Source organism: Bacteroides sp. OF03-11BH, assembly GCF_003604005.1.
GTDB lineage: Bacteria > Bacteroidota > Bacteroidia > Bacteroidales > Bacteroidaceae > Bacteroides > Bacteroides ovatus.
The window spans coordinates 80,930-101,366 of the sequence record NZ_QTMW01000022.1 but is presented as its reverse complement, the minus strand read 5'-3'; the positions used below and the strand labels follow the sequence as shown (position 1 = coordinate 101,366).

The following is a 20,437-nucleotide window of genomic DNA, read 5'->3' as shown; positions in this document are numbered from 1 at the left end:
GTAAAGTGCTGACCCGTAAAACGAACGGGCAATTTCTTTTTTGTCATCCTTAATTCCGCAACACTATTATAAAATATTTTTTTTAAGTACCTGAGCAACAAAAAGTTGCTCAGGATTTTGCCATGTCAGAGGATTCACTTAACTTAGTGTTGCAAAAAAATAATCAAACAAAACCTCATCAGGCATGGCAAAAATACAAATAAAATCCGAGAAGCTCACTCCTTTTGGAGGAATATTTTCAATCATGGAGCAATTTGACTCCACATTGTCATCTGTAATCGACTCGACACTCGGTCTAAGGTGTAGCTCGTTCGGTTATCAGTACAGTGAAATCGTCCGTTCCCTCATGAGTATCTACTTCTGTGGTGGCTCATGCATTGAGGATGTCACTACTCATTTGATGAACCATTAAAAAAGACAATTATCGTAAAAAATATTTAACAACAGAAGAGCATAAAGTATTTAGTGATAAGTTATCTGAACTTGCAAATGAATTGTATCTTAAAAATCCCTCGGAACTTACTGAAAGGTTAAATTCGATTTTTGATTATTTGTATTTTGATGAGTGCCAAGATTTTGTCGGCTATGATTATGAAATTATAAAGTTGATACTAACAAGAACAGGTATAACTTGCGTATTTGCAGGAGATCCGCGCCAGCATACATATTCAACACATACATCATCTAAATACAAAAAGTACTCTGGCGACATAGCTTCATTTATCCAAGATTGTGTAAATAAAAAAAATAAGCGCTATGTTACTATAGACGAAACAACTCTTGTAAAATCACATAGATGTCCGAGATGTATATGTGATTTTGCAAGTTTGATTATGCCACAATATCCCGAAATGAAATCAGTAAAAGAAAATTCTCAACAAGAACATTGTCTATTAATTAAGAACTGTGATGTTGGGAACTATGTAGATAGATTTAATCCAGTTGCTCTAATTTGGAATAATAAAGCCTTGAAAAATATCCATCCAAATATTAAGCAGAGATATAACATGGGAGAAGTAAAAGGCTTGGATTTTCCTAATGTTATAGTTTATCCAACAGAAAACATGTTGACATGGATAAATAATACAACTAAACAATTGGCTGATGAAACACGCGCAAAACTATATGTTGCTGTAACAAGAGCTGAAATTACAATTGGGATAATTGTACCAGATGATTTTTGTTTACCTTCTGAATCTATACTTCAATTTTGGAGTAACCCTGATTGAAATGTAATAATTATAATTGATTGCTTTGTTATTTCACGACTATTATATTAAAGACTTATTGATAATAAATATATTTCTTAAATGAATGTGATAACGGCAACCGGACAAATCTGGCGACAGAAATACGCTTCTCCCCGAGAAGGAAGATTTCCGTCGGCCACCGCAGGCCGTGAGGATTTGCAAGGTGCAGCTGTTATCCGTTACTTTCGCGGAACAATAAGCCGGAAGGTCAGGACGGACTGCAAGGACAAAGATATAAAAGGATTGAAAGACAGATATAAAGGGAGGCGATAAAAAGGGAAAAGGAGGATAAAAAAGGCAGATGCCAGCCTACAAAAGCCAGCCGGCCCCGGCAGGACGAAACACAGGAAAACCTGCCCGATCATCACGACCGGACAGGCAAAAGGTTAAATCAATGAATCACGGTCAGGCAGCCCTGACAGTATTTTCTTCTTCGGGAACTTCGGACTGCGGACGCTCGGCTTCCTTGAGTGCCTCGTCAATCCGCTGCTGCAATTCCTTACATCCCTGTTTCAACCGCTCCAGTTCTTCCGCCTTGCTCCACTTCCGGGCGGTGATTTCCTGCAAGGTCGGTATTTCGTGCTGTAGCATGGCTATCTGCTTCTGCTGCTTCTCTATCAAAGACGGCATCCTTTCAAGTGCGGCCTGCGGGTATCGTGCCGATTCGGCAAATCCCAACGGCAGGGCTCCCGACACGCCACAGCGGTATTTCAGTCCGCTTACGCCCTCTACAAAGAAAGCGTTACGGTCGAACGAGCCGGAAAGGGTGTACTCGCTGCGGACAAGCAGATTCAGCCCCATATAGCTGCCAATGGTACGGTAAGCCTCGCCCCTGTATGTCTTGGCTATGCGGTGCAGTTCACGGCCTGTCTCTTCCCGGGTAGCCTGCTGCAGATTGAGCAACAGCGTTTCCCTGTTGCCGCTATAGGATGCGATATACTCCATATCCTGCTCGACCTGCGCCACGATGCGCTCTGCCTTGCCGACAGCTTCCGTGTTGGCCGCAATCTTACGCTCCGCACGGATGCGCTCTTTCTTGAATATGGCCTGTTCTTTCTCCAGCTGCATGATTTTGTTGTCGAGCTTGGCCTTGTTCAAAAGGTCAGTATTTCCTGAAAGGATAGCCACGAACTCGGCAAAGTTCATTCCGCTGTCCTCGTCCATGCAGTCCTCGTCGATGCGGCGCACGGCAATAGTGCCGTTGTTTATCTGGTTGATAAACATCTGCTTGTTTTTGAGCAGGTTGAACTTGTAGGCATCCAAAGTCTTCTCTGTTCCATAGATGATTATGTCCACCACGTTACCGCCCCAGAGTTTCACGGTGTTGCCCTTGCGTACCGCACGACCGTTGCGCTGCTCCATGTCGGCAGGTCTCCACGGTATCTCCAGATGATGCACCGCCACAGCCCGCTGCTGGGCGTTGACCCCAGTACCGAGCATCGACGTAGAGCCGAAGAGGACACGTACCCTGCCGCTGTTCATGTCTTCAAAGAGGCGTTTCCTTGCCCTCTCCGTGGTGGCGCACTGGATAAACTGGATTTCATCAGCCGGGATGCCGAGGCGTACCAGCTTCTCCTTGATGTCGGTATAGATGTTCCACTCGTTCGGCTTGTAAGTGGAAAGGTCACTGAAGACAAACTGCGTACCCTTATTGGCCGCCGAGCGTACATAATAGTCATAGATGGTTCGGGCGCAGATGGAAGCCTTGTTACCTGCATCATCGCTGAACTTCTCACCCAAAAGGCGCATGTCGAGAGCCATCTTGCGTGCCACATTGGTAGCAATGAGCATCTTTGCCTTGTCGAGGTTGTCCGGCTCGATCGTATCAAGCCCGAGGTCTTCCCAGTTTCCACTACCGGCAAAGGAAACGAGGCGTCCGATCATTTCTTCCTGCTCGATTGTCGGCGCATGAGAGAGGAAGCGGACATTTTTCTCCGGCACATCAAGATGTATCATGTCGGCTGTACGGTAGTCGGTGATTTCACGCAGGAACATCGCCAGTTCGGGCACTTTGATATAAGTGCGGAAACGCTCCTTGCGCTTGATTGCCCCTGTCACGTTCAGCTCATAGTCGGCTGTCTTTTTGGTAAATATGGCCGCCCAGGCATCGAAACAGCTAATCTGCTGACGCTTGAGTTCACGTGGGCGCAAATACTTGAACATCACATAAAGCTCTGTCAGCGCATTTACCACCACCGTACCGGACAAAAAAGTCGCCCCAAGGTCACGGCCCGTTCGGTGCTGGATGTCACGGATGGCAAACAGCAGGTTCATCGCCCTTTGCGAGCCTTTTGTATTGCCGATACCTGCTACCCTGTTGTGGCGTGTCTGGAACATGAGGTTCTTGAACATGTGGCATTCATCGACAAAGATGTGGTCTATACCCATTGAATGAAAGTCCACGGTATCATCCTTGCGGTCGTCCAGCTTTTTACGAAGCTCTGACAGCTTCGCCTTCAAATTTTCCTGTCTCACTTCCAGCCCTTTCTGCATCTTGCGGCTACGGTAGCGCATGGTGGACTGTTCCAACACTTCAAGGCTTCGCTCCACATCGTAAAGCTCTTCTGTGAATATCTCTATCATGGTTTCCTCGGACTGCGGTATCTTGGCGAACTGGTCGTGCGTCAGGATGATGCAATCCCAGTTGTTGTTCTTGATTTTGGAAAACACCTCTTTGCGGTTGGCCGGTGTGAAATCTTCCTTGCCCGGGTACAGGACTTTTGCGTTCGGGTATGCCTTGCGGAACGTGTCGGCAATTTCGTGTACATTCGCTTTCAGGCCGATAATCAGAGGCTTCTGTACCAATCCCAGACGCTTCATTTCATAGGCCGAGACGCACATAATCATGGTTTTGCCTGTGCCTACTTCGTGCCAGCAGATGCCGCCGCCGTTCTGCTTAATCATCCAGATTGCGTCTTTCTGCGACGGGTAGAGTTCGTTGTACGGGAACTGCTCAAAGGAAAGCTGCGGAAAGGTCTGTGCCGAACCGTCATAGGCCGGACGGACATAGCAGTTGAAACGCTCGTTGTATGTGCGTACCAGTTCATCCCTGACTTCCAGAGGACGGGCATCGAGCCACTGGTTGAAATTGCTGCGGATTTCCTGTATCTTGGTGGCCGCTTCCTGAATGGCTTCCTCGTCGGGCACACGTACCTTGTCGCCGTTGCGATACACTTCTTTGGTTATCTCCGGCACTGTGTCATGCAAGGCATGGACAAACAGGTCTTCACCGTTGAAATTACGCACGGAATAGGTGTTGTATGCTGCCGGGGAGTAACCTTTCAGACGCACTACATAGGTATCGTTGACATCAAAGTACATCACTTCGGCTTCCACCCCGAAAAGTTCTGCCGCAAAGTCGGCGTAAAGCTGCGGGTCAATCCAACGCTCGCCCATATTGATATCCAACTCTTCATAAGGTATCGGTTCGGGCGTTGCGTTCTCCAGTGCCTTGACGGATATTTCCGTCCATTGCTGCTGCCTTTCCGAAAGGTCGGGAATGCAGGAAACAAATTCCGTGCATTTAGCTATCACGTTGCCTGCAATGAACTTGCCTTTGTGTTCCCATTCATCCGTAACAGGATTGTAGAATATCTCGCCCTGCAACGCTGCGATTACATCTTCATCAGACAGGCCGGTAGAGCGCATGATGTAGTCCATTTCCACCTTGCCGTAGAAATTGAGGCTGCTTGCCAGTGCTTCCGACGGCTGTAAAATACGGTCGGTCGTAATCTTCGTGAAAGCCACAGGCTCACGCATGATGTCGGCCTTGACTATATCGCCGCCAAGCTGCATTTCGATAGTGAACACCTCGACACCGAGGCTGTCAAGCATGATAAACTCCTTGTTGTCGTTCTCATGGAAAAATCCCCATTTGGCTACAAAGGCATCATACAGCGTGTTCAGCCGCTCACGTATGGCCGTCTGTTCGGTCTGCAGATCCCTTTCCCTGACAGAAAGCATGAAATACGCTTCACGGACAGGGAAATAGTCGGCTGCACGCTCCATATTGACCTTTCCCTCGTCCACCGGAACGAAATCCACGGCCACATCGGCATAGTGGCTTGATTTGCGGAACACGACCGTACCAATCTGCCCCTCGAACATTACCAATGTACCGCTTTTCATCCAGTCCTCGAGTTTTTCCGTGTAGGCTCTCCGTCCTCTGTTTACGGAGAGTGCGGTCGTCTCCTGCATCCCGAACAGCGACATCTGCACGGACGCTTCGCCCTGCTGTCCGAAAAGGTTTTTACGGAAATACCGGTCAAAGTCGTATTTCAGAAGTGCGGAAAGGTATTGTGCCATGGCCGCATCAGAGCCGAGCCACTGGTGTTTGCGTACATATTTGCCGTGCTGGTTCATCACAATACGGCTGTCGGTCGCCAGTACGGTCTTCGGCATGGAAAACAGCCTGTTGGCATTTTCGGTCATCGTTCCGTTCATGTCGTACATTTCTTTGCCCACCTGCAAAAACATCTGTTCACGTGCGGAGAGTGCCGCCTTATTGGTATGTTTCTGGAATATGAGCAGGTCGCTGCCCACCTCGATACCGCTTGTCTGCATGAAAAGAGCGTCAGGCAAACGTACTGCGCTGACAAGGTCGGCATGGTTCACCAGATACTCACGTACAAACTTATTTCCTGCCGTGTCGGCCACACCTCTTGAAGTGACAAAGGCAAGCAGACCGCCCTCGGAAAGCAGTTCCATAGCTTTGACAAAAAAATAGTTATGAATGGTCTTTGTGGCCTGTTCGTAGATACCGCCCTTTTTCCACAGGTCGGCATCGAAGACACGGAAGTTGCCGAAAGGAATGTTTGAAGCAATGACATCGAATTTCCGATGCTCCAGCTCCTGTGTGCCTATCGTTTCAAACCCTGCCGTTACGGCGGTTGCGTCCTCATGCAGCAGCGAAAGTACAAGCCCTGTAATGGTGTCTTTCTCAAAAGCATAGCTGCGTGTGCTGGGCATGGCTACAGGCAGGAAACCGCCGATGCCTGCGCTCGGTTCAAGAAAACTTTGCATCTGCAAGCCGTTGGCAGAAAATGTCTTGTGTATCTGTGCCGCCACTGCGTCAATCAGGAATTGCGGCGTATAGAACGCTGTCAATACAGATGACTTGATGCTTTCAACAAGTGAACGGCAAGCTGCCTCGTCACCCCCTGCAAGTGTCCTTAACGCATCCAGCAGACGGTTCAAAAGCCCGGCAACCCCTTTGTCAAGCGGCTTGTCCGTACCCAAGTCCAGTACATCCTTGATACCGCCGAAACCTGAATACTGCGCCAATACCTGTTTTTCCTCTTGCGTGGCTGTCCTGCCCTGCGAGTGGATAGCTACTGCTGTCTCTATGGCCTTGATGTTGGCCGATAATGATGTCAATTTGTTGTAACCCATGATTTAACCTATTTTTTTTATTTCCCTTTTTTCGGCCCGTTTGCGGCCGCAGGGATTATTTTTCTGCCTTGAAAGGTGGCGGTGGACATCCGCCATGGCCGGTAAGGAAAAATACGCTCGACAGCCGGAGAGGAAGATTTTTCCGAGACCCCACGGGCAGAATGCCGGCATTGGCAGGAATGGAAACCGGCGGTTACCTTTGCTGAAAAATCCAATCCCCCGAGGTCGCACGGCGGAGAACGGAAGAGCAGCTACAAGAGGGATGGATAGAAAAGGATTGAAAACAGGCGGATGGAAAAATAGAAAAGGAAGATCTGAGGTAAAAAAGGAACGGTGCATGGCAATGCCGTCGATAAAAAGGGACTTTGCCGTCGGCAGACCGAAGCCGGAACAGACCCTGCCGGGGCCCCCGGTAAGGTCTGTCCGTGGATTATCAGTCAATATCGTAACCAATCATGAACTCGTCATTGATTAGCAGATAGTAATAGCCGTTGCCGCAATTCCGGTACTCCTTGCTGAATCCGGCAGCCATGTCACCATTGTCCCGCGGCTCGCACCAAAGCGTACCGTCATAACCGCAAAAGTCGAAACGAAGCGTCGAGAATTTCTCCTTATTCTTCATGGCCTGGCGGAACCGCTGCATGTCCCAGCTTCCGCAATACTTCTCAATCGTGGAGAGTCGGATGCACTTTCCGTCAATAGCCGTTCCCGTGGTGATACGGTTTTCGTACAGGGACTTCTCAAGGTCTGCTGCTGCAATCTTGCGGAGCCAGTCGTTGGTATGCGTGGCAAGGCGTGCGAGCTTCTGGTATTTGAGAATCATTTTCCTGTCCATATCCTTTTCGTCTTCCTTTTCCTGTGACGGATAATAGATTTTTTCGATATGGCTCCAATCTGAAAAAATGTAGCCATGCTTGCGTTTGCCTTTCGCAATAATACCGACGACGTTCTCTCTGCCTCGGTTGATAAACAATTTCCTGCGCTCCCCGTAAATTCTGACATACAAGACCGGTGGGTTCTGTTCGTTACGGAGATATTCTTCTGCCGGATGCATTGTTGCTGCTGTTGTGTCCATACCTGTATTTTTTTTAGTTGTTAATTTCCCTTGGTTCGAGCCGCTTCGGACTCTCATGCCGGGATTGGAATTTTCGAGCAATCAAGACTGGAAAAGCGGACGACAAAAGCAGGTAAAGCGGCTGCGGATTTTATGGAATACCCAAATCTCCGATTTGCGGAAGGCTGCCGTCAAATCCGTACCCGATTGGCATAGCGGTATCTGCGATTCGGACCGGCCAGTAGATTCGCGAAGAAAATCAATGCCGGTGATGAGTACCGTATGTGAGGCGTAACAGGAAATGAATCGGAACATGTGACGGTACAAAAGGGAACCGCCCTGCCGGGAAAAAAGGGAAAATGCGGTAACTCATGAATATAAAAGTGATACGGAGCTAAAAAAAACAGACGGATATGCTGTCTGCATATCCGTCCTGACTGCTGTTCAGGGTTCGGGAAGTGTTCCTGTCCTGACTTTCTTTCCATCGCAATAGAATTCGATTGTACCCGGTCTGAATCCCATTTCGCCGAAGGCTATGTTTCTGACATAGTCTCGGTACTCCTTTCCGGAAAAGTTCTTTCCACTCAGATTATTGAAAAACATACGGATGCTGTATCCGTCTTCGCTTGACAGTATTGTCCTGCCGTCCTGTCTGATTTCTTCTTTCATTTCTTTCCGTTTTAATTGTTTGAAAATCTGTTTTTTATTTCCCTCTTTTTGAACTGAGGGCTGGATATTCAACTTTTTGAGGCATAAGGAGGATGAAGCAGCTGGTATCATAAGCCAAATCCGGATAGAAAACCGATTGTGCAGCAGTCTGTTTTCGTCATCCGAATGGAATGCGGTTTGGCATTGATACGTTTCGTCCTATATTCGCCGACGAAAAGAGAACGGAAGCCCCATAGGAAAAAGGATAAGTATCCACTAATTAAAATCAGAAATAAAATGTTTTATACTCAATAATCATATACTGCTCATTAAAGTATATACTGTCCTCACGTAAAAGATAACCTATTGCGATAAGTACCATGTCATGAGGATAATGAATTGTTTTCATTATATCATTAATACTTATCCTGTTTTCTTTATATAGAAGCCTTTTTATTTCAGCTGTTATTGTTTCAATTGAATCTGATTTCATAAGCCACCAATAGAATTTAAGTATTTAGATTTTGCAATATGGTAATTGGTTTTTGCAGATATAACCTCAAAATATGCTTTCTGCCAACTGGCTTGTGCTTCCAGAAAATTAGCCAATGTTTCCATACCTGTTTCAAAGCTTTTGCTGCTTTCCTGCAAATTCTCCTCTGCATAACTGAAAGCATTTTCAGTAAGTTCGACCTCCAGTTCAGCTTCATTCAGAATATTATAGTTTCTTGTAACTTCCAATTGCATCTTTTCAATCATTTCATCCCGCATGACCTCTGCTTTCTGCAATTCAATTTTTGCAGATTTTATTTTTCTGTGTCCTTCTCCCCAATGGAAAAGAGGAATCTTTACAGCCAACATTACAGAAAATATGTCATCTTTCAGAAACTTATGTCCGTTCATTCTAACTCCATCTATATAATTATATCCGGCTACAAGTCCTATTCTTGGCAAATAATCACTTCTTACAGACTTTATCTGCTCTCTCTTCAGATTGATATTTTCAGACAACAACTTATATTCAGAACGGTTTTCTATTATGAATTCATCATTTCGGAATACTGCCGGTTCAAATTCTATGGTTCCTGAGATTTCAATATCATCACTCAGAGGAATTCCCATTATATGACATAAAGCCATTTTCGACAGTCTGATTGCATTTTCGCTTCTTTTCATGGAAAGATTGGCTTCGTTCAGTTTCACCTGTACTTTGAGCAATTCATTTCTGGGTGACATACCAGTTTTATTCATCTTTTCAATATTATTAAAGAGCTCTTCCACAAGGTTCTTGTATTTGATTGAAACCTCATATAGTTCCTTGGCCTTAATTACATTCCAGTATGCTTCTTCCGTTTCTATACGGATTTCGGAATCGTTCTTTTTCCGGTTCAGTACAGCCATATTTGTGCCAATTTCCGACATATTCCTTGCCGCAATAATTTTGCCACCCATATAAACTGGCTGTTCAAGCTGTACACCTGCAAAATAAGTATTGCTTATATCAAGGGCCGCAGATAAAGAAGGGGCAAGTTCCATCGAAAAATCCTTATTGGCATAAAGATAGCCTCCCGATGCGGACAGTTTCGGAAGAAAACCTGCTACCACATTCTTTTCTTGAAGTTCTGCCTGCTTTATCGAAAAATCTGACAGTTTCATCTTTTTATTGTTCTCTACCGCAATCCTGCAACAGTCATCAAGAGTGAATACTCTTTGAGCATAACTGAACGATGATAGCAGGATTATAAATATGCCTGATAAAAGTCTTTTCATTTTAATCACATTTAATATTGAAGAATAAAGCATAGAATACAGGAATAATCATTAATGTAATGATTGTACCAACAAGAAGGCCTCCCATAATGGCTACAGCCATAGGACCAAACATAGCATCTGAAATCAGAGGTATCATACCAAGGATAGTAGTTCCTGAAGCCATCATTACCGGTCTTAATCTGGATGAAGAGGCTGACAACAGGGCTTCAACAGGCTCAACGCCAGTCTTGATCTGAGCAGCTATCTCATCTATAAGTACAACTCCATTTTTTATCATCATACCTATCAATCCCAAAGCTCCTACAACAGCAACAAAACTGAAAGGCTTTCCACTGACGAAAATGCCCATTACAATACCTATGTATGCAAGCGGAAGACACAGAAAAATAATTAACGGTTTCTTGAAATCCCTGAATAGAAATACCAAAACCGCAAACATGAATATGACCGCTATGGGCAGACTTCTGAAAAGATACTTGTTAGAATCTGTACTTGCCTTATACTCACCCAGCCATTTCATGGAATAGCCGTCAGGGAAGTCAATTCGTTCATTAATTTTCTTTTCAAGAGCAAGGCGTGTATCTTCAGCGGTAAATCCGTAGGCATTATTACACTGGACTATGACAGCACGCTGTCCGTTATAACGGTAGGCGACTGGATCTTTCCATTCAAAGCTGATACTGTCCGATATTTCTTTAACAGGCCTTCCGGATGTCAACCTGTCTATCAACAACTGTTTCCGTTCAGGGTCCATAAGCATTCGCTGGATACTTTCCTCTTCTGTCACAGCAGTAATATTAGGCAGCATAGAATTGACAGTAACATCTTCGAGACTGTTATATCCTATGTTCTTCAGGTAAATATTTTTTAATATACTGCCATCATATAAAGAACCTACAGGAATACCCTCTGTTACTGAGAGCAATGACAATCCAATATCTGTTTTTCCAAGTCCTGCTCTTCGGGCATTATGCTGGTTGAAGTTAATGTCCATGTTGATGACTGGATCATCCCAATTATCTGTAATAAGCATTGCAGAAGGTTCCTCCCGCATAATATCCTGAATTTTGTTTCTCAATTCCTTCAGAACTCCCGGATCTGGGCCGGAGACCAGAATTTCTATAGGAAATTCCATATACATAGTGTTATATTTCTTTAGCCGGATAAAGGCATCAGGATAATGACGGTTCATATATTCCTGTAAATCCTGCATACAGTTGTCTATGTCCTTATGGCTTTTGAAATCGATAATCAATTCTCCGTATCGAAGACTTGGATCAGCTACTGAACGTACAAGGTTGTATCTCGCCGGCGTGCCTCCGAGAGATGTGGTTACGTGCGTTATGGCCGGATTTGTCTTGAGATACCTCTCTATTTCTTCCAGATCTTTTTCAACCTTCTCGATACGTGTTCCCTCCGGCATCTTATATTCCATATAAATCTGGTTGTATGTCAGATCCGGGAAAAATGTCTGTGGTAAAAAACTGAAACAGCAAACACTGACAATTAACAGCAGTACAATTCCGATAATAGTCCCGGCTTTATGATGCAGCAGGAAAGTAAGCATACCGCGAAATTTTCTGTATAATGGTGTATTGAAAATATTTGTATTGTCATCTGCCGTCTTAATCTTCAAATAATGTTCTGAATGAATCGGGACATGTACCAGTGCCAGAATCCAGCTGAGAAGCAGAGATACGGCCAATACGATAAATAAGTCGCGGGCATATTCTCCGGCCATATCCGGGGACAGCGAAACCGGCATAAAAGCTATGATAGCAATAAGGGTAGCTCCCAAAAGCGGACGTGCCGTGATATTAGCCGTGTGAACAAGTGACTGAGGCTTTTTCATACCACGCGCACTGTCAACCAAAATACCATCCACAACCACTATTGCGTTATCCACAAGCATACCCATGGCAACTATAAATGCCCCTAAAGACACTCTCTGAAGAGTTCCATCAAAGAAATATAGGACTACAAAAGATCCCAAAACTGTAATTACCAGTCCTGTTCCTATGATGACACCACTTCTGAATCCCATGGTAAGCATAAGAATAACTATAACGATAAGTACTGATTCTATAAGATTTACAATAAATGTATCAATGGCATCACTTACACGCTCAGGCTGGTAAAAAACCTTGTTGAACTTGAACCCTGACGGAAGTCCGTTTTCCAGCTCTTCAATCTTTTCGGTTACAGTATTTCCGATTTTTAGAATATCATAGCCTGATTCCATGGCTATTGCAATACCATAAGCCCTTTTACCGTCATATTTCATTTTGTTACGCTGCGGTTTCTCATAGTCCTCCTCGATATCAGCTATATTTCCAAGAGTGAACGTATTACCGTCATGACCTTTCAGAACCAGATTTCTAATATCTTCCAGATCTCGAAAGTTTCCGGGTACCATAACCTTCATACGCTCATCGCCACTATTAAAGAAGCCACTATATACTGTCCTGTTCTGATCTTGCAGTGTCATCAGTATTTCAATTGGAGAAATTCCCAGACGGGCCATTTCTTTACTATCTATATTGATATTTATACAAGGTGTTGCAGTTCCATATATCTGGACATTTCTTATACCTTCTATGTTAATAAGTTCACGCTGAATGAAATTTGTGTATCGTATCATATCACTGTCTGAAAAACCATCAGCCGTTAACGTATAGAACATTCCATAGACAGCACTGAAGTCATCAAGTACCATTGGTACTGAGGCACCGGTAGGCAATTGGGTATGAACATCGACAATCTTTTTTCTCAATATATCCCATTTTTGTTCCAATTCGCCATTGGGTACAGTTGTTTTCAGAACTACCTTTATAAGAGACAGGTCGTTCAGTGATTTTGATTCAATATAGTCTATATCTCCCATCTGACGTATTGCCTTTTCCAGCTTGTCAGACACTTCAAGTTCAACCTGATGCGCAGTTGCACCAGGATACACAGTCATGACCAAAGCCTGTTTGACCGTTATTTCCGGATCTTCCATTTTGCTCATGGAGTAGAAAGACCATAGACCGCCGATAACGAGGAAAGCTATAAACAGCTTGATCAGGGCCTTGTTTTCCAAGGCATATTCCGCCATACTTTTCATAGCATTCCTCCTATATTGGTTGATGACACTTCTTTCATTTCTTCCACGGTCTGCCCTTCAGACAAACTATGGATTCCGGTTATGGCTATTCTGTCGTGAGGTTCCAACCCTCTTACAAATGCCGTTTCTCTTTCTATCCGTATTAATTTAACGGGTGTACAAGCAGCCTTCCCATTATTGATCTTCCATACGCATGTGTTCCCTTTATCCTGAAATAAAGCCGATGCAGGCAATGATAATGATGGGGTTGTGCTTGAATATGCTAATCTTATATCTACATTCATACCGACTGACAGGACTTTGGAAAATTCTGATGGTATGTCAAAGGAAACATTGTATAGTTGTCCGTTTGATGCATTGCGGTTTTGGGCTTTTAATGTTATTGCGGTAGATAGATTACCGCACACAAGTTCTGCATATATAAGATTTTTCAATCTGTTATAATCTTTTAATGCCATACTTATGTCCGCCTTGTACCCACCTTCCTGTTTCAGAAGCAAAACGGGCATTCCGGCAGAAACTATCTCTCCGCTGTTTTTGAAAATATCTGATATAAAGCAGTCAAATGGAGCTTTTATTTCCGTGTATCTCAAAGCATCTTCAGCAGCATTGAACTTGGCCTCTGCCACTTTGTTTGCAGCAATGACTTTCTCATAATCGTTTGGAGAGACTGTGTTATTCTCAAACAAGGCTTGTATGCGTTTCGTCTCTTTTTCCGATTGTTCGAATACAGCTTTTGCAGCATTATACTGGACTTCAAAATCATGCTTGTCCAATGTTGCTATAATACTGCCTTTACGGAAACTCATTCCTTCATTTTCAGGTAAGAATGCAATCTGGCCATTGACCTTAAAAGCTATGGTCACTTCTTTCTCCGAATTTATAACTCCAGAGTATTTGACATACTCAACGCTGTCTTTATTTCCTACTGTTAATGTTTTAACCAGTACAGAAGAGCTTTCTTTTCTTCCTGAATCTGTTTTACAGGAGGCTGATGCAAGAATAATAATTCCCGCACTCAAATACATAAATAATCTTTTCATTGTCTTAAACTTTAGCTTTTGCAAATTTCATCAAACCCAATGAGAAACACGTTTCCATTTACACATGCGGAATGTTCTAAAACCCTTTTTTACTATGTGGTTTAGAATAGTAGTTGCTGGATAAGGGAATATTATATTCGTTTTTCCATCAAAAATGTTCTATTAGTAAGAAATTCTTTGATGGAAATATGGATACAATTATATTTGTAATAAAAAAAATATGAACCAATTTAAGAACCTGGATATAAGAATAGCAAAGAATCTTATAGGCGATATAGATTATGTAGATAACGATTTTATTGTACTAGATGATCTCTCTAAATTCAATATTCCCAATGATTCACCCATCAGACTTGGTGCATTTACAATAAGTTTGTGTCTTAACGGACATATAACTACTGATATCAACATGATAAGGTACGACGTACAGCCGGGAGATATGGTAATAACACTTCCTAAAGATATAATAGAACACAAGGATGTTTCGTCTGATATCAGAGGAATTTTCTTTATTGTTTCACAGCGTTTTATTGAAGAAGCTTTTCCGAAAATAGGAGAAATACTTCCAATTTTTCTTTATATCCAAAAATACCCTAAAATTGAATTGACAGCAAATCAATGTTTCAATATACAGCAGTTTTATGATTTCTTTATCCAAAGACTTAAAGACCAGTCAGTATATAGGGATAAAATGATAAGTTCTATACTGCAGGCTCTGATTTATTATATCGCCGGATTATTGATAAACTCTGATAAACGGGAAAAAAAGGAGAGAAAAGAAGAATTACTGAGTAAATTTATTCAGTTGATAATAAAACACTACAAGGAAAACAGGACACTGGATTTCTATGCAGAAAAACTGTTTATTTCAACAAAATATATGTCAGATATTATAAAGAAGACCAGCGGACTGACGGCTCATGACTGGATAGACAGATATACCATTCTGGAAGCTAAGATTTTGTTACGGTCAACCAATAAGACAATACAGGAAATATCCAATGAGCTGAATTTCCCTAATCATTCGTTCTTTTCAAAATACTTTAAGCATCACATGGGTATGACTCCTAAGGCTTATAGACAATCATAAGCTCAAAATACTTTGAAATGAAAATTATATCTGGGAGAAATCAAGCATATTGTTTCTGAGTACCGTAACGGCAGGAAAGTAAATTCGTGTTATTCCCGTAAAATTTAAGGCCAATATCTTCAGATTTGTGGAAAAATCATACTTACCCAAATGGTTTGCGGTACTACCGACCGCTTCACGTAGTCGAATGATTCTGTTTCCACTATCCTAATAACGATGTCATATGGTAATTATGCACTTAGAAAAACACCATTCAATCATATAATAGCGAAATACCATCTGCAAATTATCGGCACTATCTCGGATTAGTGCCGATAATTTGTCAATAACAACCTTATAAATGACAGTGAAATTTGTTTTATTAATGTATAATAAACCAAAAAAACAGATAAATCAAAGCAAAAATACACATATATCAGTTACAAATTATCGGCACTATTTCATATTAGTGCCGATAATTTGTTATATTTGCGACATAAAACGAATATGATATGAGTAACGAAACAACATCAGCCATACTGAGTTTTGCCGAAAAACATCATGACTTTAATATAGAAGATTTGTCTGAGAGTCTCTGCAAGAGCATGGACATCAACAGATCTTCCCTGCTGTGGCATTTGTTCAAACTCGTAAATAGCAACGTGCTTATCAGAACAGGCCGAGGAATGTATGCCAAAGTGACGAAACCGATATTCTCGCCCCAACCAGCAGACGATATAATAGAGGTATTCAATCTGTTGCAGTCCAATTTCCCGTTTGCCAAGTTTTGTATCTACCAAGGTGAAATCATTTCCCCCCTGCAACACCATCTTTCATCCAACCGCATAATTTATGTGGAAACCGAGAGGGATTCGGCCGAAACCATTTTTGATTTTCTAAAAGGCGAAGGCCGACCGGTTTTTCTGCGTCCCGGTAAAGATATAGTATATCGCTACGTGGATATGGACAGCAGGACCATCTTCGTGAAGAACCTTGTTTCAGAAGCTCCGTTGCAGGAAGTATCCGGCATTCCAATGCCCACGTTGGAAAAACTTATGGTAGATATTCTGAGAGATTCTGATTTCTTCTACCTGCAAGGGAGTGAAAGCGAACACATCATAGAGAATGCCTTCAGAATGTATTCCGTTAACCGCAGCCGTCTGTTCAGATATTCCAACAGAAGAAAAGTCAAAGATGAATTATTGTCCATCCTGAATAACTTGAATTTACAATGATAAAAAAAGAGTGCTTTACGAAAGAATGGATTGACCATGTGTCCACTGAACTGCATTACAATGACAAGAACCTGATTGAAAAAGTCATCCGTGCGTTGTCTTTGCTTGAGATGCTGGTCAAAGCAGGATGTCCTCTGATTTTCAAGGGAGGCACATCATTAATGCTGATAATCGGCAAGTCTGTCCACCGTCTGTCCATAGACATTGATGTAATCTGTCCTCCAGGAACAAACATAGAAGATTATCTGAAAGAATTCGTCGATTTCGGATTCATCGATCTGGAGCTTGTAGAACGCAAACAGAGGAATGATGCAAATATTCCCAAGAGCCACTCCAAGTTCTTCTATAAAATAGCATACCGGAATGATACGGAAGCCCAGTCGTATATCCTGTTGGATGTACTGTATGAAGACATCCATTATTGCCGGACCCAGCTGGTAGCCATAGACAGTCCCTTTATATCTCTTGACGGCGATCCGTTAATGGTAACTGTTCCGTCGGCAGATGATATTCTCGGCGACAAATTGACGGCTTTTGCCCCAAACACAACCGGAATACCTTACTATAAAAACGACAAGTCCTGCTCTATGGAGATAGCCAAGCAACTGTTTGATATTGGCAGACTGTTTGAAAATGTCACCGACTTGCAGATAACCTCGACTGCATTCCATCGGATTGCACAAGTAGAATTGTCATACCGATCTTTGGGTACCGATGTAGGACAAGTTTTCAACGACATCCGACAGACCGCACTCTGTATATCTACACGCGGTAAAGCCGGAGAAGGAGATTTCGGTTTGATACAGGACGGTATTATACGGGTAAAATCATTCATGTACAAACAGCGTTATACGATTGAGAATGCCATTGTCGATTCTGCGAGGGCGGCCTATCTGGCCACACTGATTGAAAAAGGGATTTCACAAATTGAACCTTATTCAAATAATCCTGCTGACGTAAAAGATATGGTAATCAGACCTTCATTAAGCAACAAACTAAATAAGTTGAAAGCCAATTCACCGGAAGCGTTTTACTATTGGGCAAAAACAAGTGAGATTTTAGGTGGGTGAAAGTAAATAAATAATTCCATATCCTTTCCAGATGAATTGTAACAATTCTGTAGAATAAAAGCATGGTGGGTGAAAGGTTTGTATTCGTGTCACTGATCATCCTTACAGTAGGACTGCTGCATGTCATCGCTTTCTGGCGGCGGAAAGCCGGGGAAGCGGCGTATGCAGCCGCACGAAGCACAGGCCGGGAAGACGAAAGGGAACGCTATTGCCGTATGGCGGTGATGGCCGGACATCGAGACGCCTGCCGTATGTTCTGCTGCATGTATCCCGACCGGTTCGACGACAGGCATCCGCTCAAACCGTTCAAGTTCCGTGGAATCCGGATTGCATTTTACGGCTATTACTATCCGTCCCGGTACAATGATTTTCTCAATGAAGCACAACGGACATTCTGCCGTTCCATCTACCGGTTCAAGCAGGGAGAGATACACGGCATCGAGTTTTTCAAGGCATGTATGACCGCCATACAGGCGGACGGCAAGCCTTATCATATCATGTTCATGCCGTGCAGCAACTGGATAAAGTATGAACAGCGGTTCAAGCGGCTGAACTGGTATATGGGCAAGCACAGGCCGGATCTGACATCAGGACTGTACGATACGGTGATCTGCGATGCCCGGGAAAGCCTACATGAAGCGGACGGAGCGGACAGCCGTGTCCTTGAGCGGAATTACGAGATTACCGGTGATATAAAGGGAAAAGAAATCATTATCATTGACGATGTGCTGACGACCGGACAGAGTGTGTCCGACTACAAGGAGGAAATAGAAAGGCACGGCGGCAAGGTGGTGGCCGCCATTTTCTATGGAAAGACGTTTTCCATGCCGCCGATGTCCGTCGTCCGGATGTCGGTATGGGGCGACAGTATCAGCCATGCAATCAAAGGGAGAAAAAAGTCATAGTTCGGCCAGTGCCGAAACACATTCCTGCTGTACTCTCCTGACATGTTCAAAAAGGATTGCGGGATCGACACTCTTGCCATTGAGGCGGCAGGTGATATGCAGGTGTTCTCCCGTGCTGCGTCCTGTAGAGCCGGTAATACCGACCGCATCACGCGGCCGGACGGCTGTTCCCCTGGCTACGAGAATCTTTGAAAGGTGGCAATAGCTGATCATGCAGTTCCCGTGCTGCAGCGTAACATACTTGCCGGAAGTCTTGTCCTGCCCGACCTTTACGACAGTTCCCGCCATCATCGCCAGCACCTTGTCGCCACGTGCCTGCAAATCGATTCCCCCATGAAATTTACGCTTGCCGGTAAAGGGGTCTTTCCTGTAACCGTATGGAGAAGTTACCTTGATTCTCGGTAACGGATAACTGACACTCAGGTAACGCTCAACCACCATCTGCCTTTGCACATCGCCGCGAGCTCCGGATTTGCCGGTGTTTTCCGATACACCTTTCCCGGAACCCGTATTGTCTGAAGCTGTTTCCTTGTCCTTGGTGGCCGCCTGCACACTTTCCTCCCGATAGTAATCGGAAGCGGAGGAAACTGTATTGAATTGTGCCATTGCCGGTATCAGACTGAGCGAAATGCCTGATATAATCATCCATAAAATTTTTCTCATGCTGCAAAATTAGCATGGTCTGTCTATGTTCGACATGAACGGCCATACATTCTGCTATTAGTTTGCATATTTTATCGCAATTAGTACGATTATTCAAAGAAAATCGTACTAATGTTATAAAAATGGTATATTATAATCATTTATATATCTGTGTTTTTGTTTGAATTTACAAGGTCATACTATATTTGCCGAACATAATTTTACAAACTTGATATAGTATGAAAAAGGCGCATTTTGAATTTGAAGAGATTCCCTTTTCGACGCTTGCCCGATTCGGGCTCACGCAGGAGATGATCGAGGATCTGCCGATGCACGTCCTTGATGATATTTACAACGGACGCCATTCGCCCGTTCTTCCCGTGCGTGTCACCGACGAGCACGGAGAAACGGTGGAAAGCCGTACCCGATTCGCTCTTATCCGCATGGAAGGTGGCCAGACGGACGTGGTCTTCTATCCGGCATTGAAATCTTCGCCGCTGGAACGCTTTGACGAAACGCAGCAGAAACAGTTGCTTGAGGGCAAGGCCATCATCGCGGATGTGGAAACCGCTGACGGCAGGCACAACAAGGCTTTCGTCCAGATTGACACGGGGACGAAGCAGGTCATGTATGTTCCCACGCCCATCATCGGGCGCAATCTGCAGGTGCTGGCCGAGGAGCTGCATCTCGGTGCAACAGAGGTGAACGGAATGCAGCACGGAGATCCGCTGACGCTGGTCGTGGACGATGAGCCCGTCACGGTAGGTATTGACCTTCATTCCAAGACCGGTATCCGTTTCTGTTCCGGCGACGAGCAGCGATGGAGGGAACAGTCCAAGCGTGAATGGGACAAATACACGTTCGGCTGTTACGGTTGCTGGGTCATGGATGATGACGGAAACCTCGACTATGTTCCGGAAGAGGAATATACCGAAGAGTTGTGGAACGAACAGAAAAAAGCCGGGGAACGCAACCGCTCGGCAGCTATTCACAAATAAAAACCGATTGATATGGCACAGCACCAGTATTATCCCGAAGAGGTATTGATAGAGAAAATGCAGAGCGGCGAATACGGCTGGCTCGACTATGTGAACCATTTTTCCGCGGAGTGGCAGGAGGAATATGCCCGTTACTGTGAGGAACGCAACCTCGTTATCGGGAATGATTCTGCCGCCGAATTTGTCCGCTACAAGGACGAACAGCTGGAAGCGGCGATGGAGGAAGGAAACGCATAGCGGATAACAATCATAA

General features: G+C 44.0%; 17 protein-coding genes and 1 pseudogene. 9 read left to right on the top strand and 9 right to left on the bottom strand.

Annotation, left to right across the window (positions count from 1 at the left end; all coding sequences use genetic code 11):
- Positions 1-184: 184 nt before the first annotated feature.
- From DXA54_RS16800 to DXA54_RS16790, 3 genes and pseudogenes are all read left to right on the top strand, one after another.
- Positions 185-409, top strand: a pseudogene (locus DXA54_RS16800) (IS1380 family transposase); the annotation flags it as partial.
- Complete coding sequence (locus DXA54_RS16795; protein ID WP_371682957.1) at positions 408-1,229, top strand: UvrD-helicase domain-containing protein; 822 nt, start codon at positions 408-410, stop codon at positions 1,227-1,229. The pseudogene DXA54_RS16800 and the gene DXA54_RS16795, both read left to right, overlap by 2 nt.
- An 81-nt stretch (positions 1,230-1,310) precedes the next feature.
- Positions 1,311-1,523: a hypothetical protein gene (locus DXA54_RS16790; RefSeq protein WP_005807174.1), complete on the top strand. Its 213-nt coding sequence runs from the start codon at positions 1,311-1,313 to the stop codon at positions 1,521-1,523.
- A 132-nt stretch (positions 1,524-1,655) separates the two neighbouring features.
- On the opposite strand, the gene DXA54_RS16785 is transcribed toward DXA54_RS16790, so the two are convergent.
- From DXA54_RS16785 to DXA54_RS16750, 8 genes are all read right to left on the bottom strand, one after another.
- Entirely contained in the window at positions 1,656-6,641 is a 4,986-nt protein-coding gene (locus DXA54_RS16785; protein ID WP_120080100.1) for an N-6 DNA methylase, read from the bottom strand.
- A gap of 433 nt (positions 6,642-7,074) precedes the next feature.
- Positions 7,075-7,716 (bottom strand): hypothetical protein, encoded by a 642-nt coding sequence (locus DXA54_RS16775; protein WP_117775568.1) that lies wholly within the window; start codon positions 7,714-7,716, stop codon positions 7,075-7,077.
- An 81-nt stretch (positions 7,717-7,797) separates the two neighbouring features.
- On the bottom strand, positions 7,798-8,010 hold the full coding sequence (locus tag DXA54_RS28090; protein ID WP_133304692.1) for a hypothetical protein: 213 nt from the start codon (positions 8,008-8,010) through the stop codon (positions 7,798-7,800).
- 129 nt (positions 8,011-8,139) lie between these two features.
- Positions 8,140-8,364 (bottom strand): hypothetical protein, encoded by a 225-nt coding sequence (locus tag DXA54_RS16770; RefSeq protein WP_117775567.1) that lies wholly within the window; start codon positions 8,362-8,364, stop codon positions 8,140-8,142.
- Positions 8,365-8,629: 265 nt separating this feature from the next.
- Positions 8,630-8,836: a winged helix-turn-helix domain-containing protein gene (locus DXA54_RS16765; protein WP_117775564.1), complete on the bottom strand. Its 207-nt coding sequence runs from the start codon at positions 8,834-8,836 to the stop codon at positions 8,630-8,632.
- Positions 8,833-10,113, bottom strand: a complete 1,281-nt coding sequence (locus DXA54_RS16760; RefSeq protein WP_165863263.1) for a TolC family protein — start codon at positions 10,111-10,113, stop codon at positions 8,833-8,835. Before DXA54_RS16760 ends, DXA54_RS16765 begins: the two co-directional genes overlap by 4 nt.
- 1 nt (position 10,114) lies before the next feature.
- On the bottom strand, positions 10,115-13,222 hold the full coding sequence (locus DXA54_RS16755) for an efflux RND transporter permease subunit (RefSeq protein ID WP_207903511.1): 3,108 nt from the start codon (positions 13,220-13,222) through the stop codon (positions 10,115-10,117).
- On the bottom strand, positions 13,219-14,265 hold the full coding sequence (locus DXA54_RS16750; RefSeq protein ID WP_057281939.1) for an efflux RND transporter periplasmic adaptor subunit: 1,047 nt from the start codon (positions 14,263-14,265) through the stop codon (positions 13,219-13,221). Before DXA54_RS16750 ends, DXA54_RS16755 begins: the two co-directional genes overlap by 4 nt.
- 220 nt (positions 14,266-14,485) lie before the next feature.
- Here DXA54_RS16750 and DXA54_RS16745 point away from each other — a divergent pair, with 220 nt between their 5' ends.
- The 4 genes from DXA54_RS16745 to DXA54_RS16730 all read left to right on the top strand — a co-directional run bounded on the left by DXA54_RS16745 (position 14,486) and on the right by DXA54_RS16730 (position 18,544).
- Complete coding sequence (locus tag DXA54_RS16745; protein WP_057281940.1) at positions 14,486-15,355, top strand: helix-turn-helix domain-containing protein; 870 nt, start codon at positions 14,486-14,488, stop codon at positions 15,353-15,355.
- 491 nt (positions 15,356-15,846) lie between these two features.
- Positions 15,847-16,569: a DUF6577 family protein gene (locus DXA54_RS16740; protein ID WP_117707132.1), complete on the top strand. Its 723-nt coding sequence runs from the start codon at positions 15,847-15,849 to the stop codon at positions 16,567-16,569.
- Positions 16,566-17,639 (top strand): nucleotidyl transferase AbiEii/AbiGii toxin family protein, encoded by a 1,074-nt coding sequence (locus tag DXA54_RS16735; protein ID WP_117707131.1) that lies wholly within the window; start codon positions 16,566-16,568, stop codon positions 17,637-17,639. The genes DXA54_RS16740 and DXA54_RS16735 overlap by 4 nt, the downstream gene beginning before the upstream one ends.
- Positions 17,640-17,701: 62 nt before the next feature.
- A complete protein-coding gene (locus tag DXA54_RS16730; RefSeq protein ID WP_371682956.1) occupies positions 17,702-18,544 on the top strand; it encodes a phosphoribosyltransferase in 843 nt (280 codons plus the stop codon).
- Here the strand turns inward: DXA54_RS16730 and DXA54_RS16725 are convergent.
- Positions 18,539-19,207, bottom strand: coding sequence for a M23 family metallopeptidase (locus DXA54_RS16725; RefSeq protein ID WP_008781607.1), 669 nt, complete (start codon positions 19,205-19,207; stop codon positions 18,539-18,541). The two genes, DXA54_RS16730 and DXA54_RS16725, sit on opposite strands and share 6 nt — an antisense overlap.
- Positions 19,208-19,425: 218 nt before the next feature.
- Between DXA54_RS16725 and DXA54_RS16720 the strand changes: the two genes are divergently transcribed.
- Together DXA54_RS16720 and DXA54_RS16715 are read left to right on the top strand one after the other, a co-directional pair.
- Positions 19,426-20,184 (top strand): DUF4099 domain-containing protein, encoded by a 759-nt coding sequence (locus DXA54_RS16720; protein WP_005816006.1) that lies wholly within the window; start codon positions 19,426-19,428, stop codon positions 20,182-20,184.
- 12 nt (positions 20,185-20,196) lie between these two features.
- Positions 20,197-20,421, top strand: a complete 225-nt coding sequence (locus DXA54_RS16715) for a hypothetical protein (protein WP_005807182.1) — start codon at positions 20,197-20,199, stop codon at positions 20,419-20,421.
- Positions 20,422-20,437 lie beyond the last annotated feature (16 nt).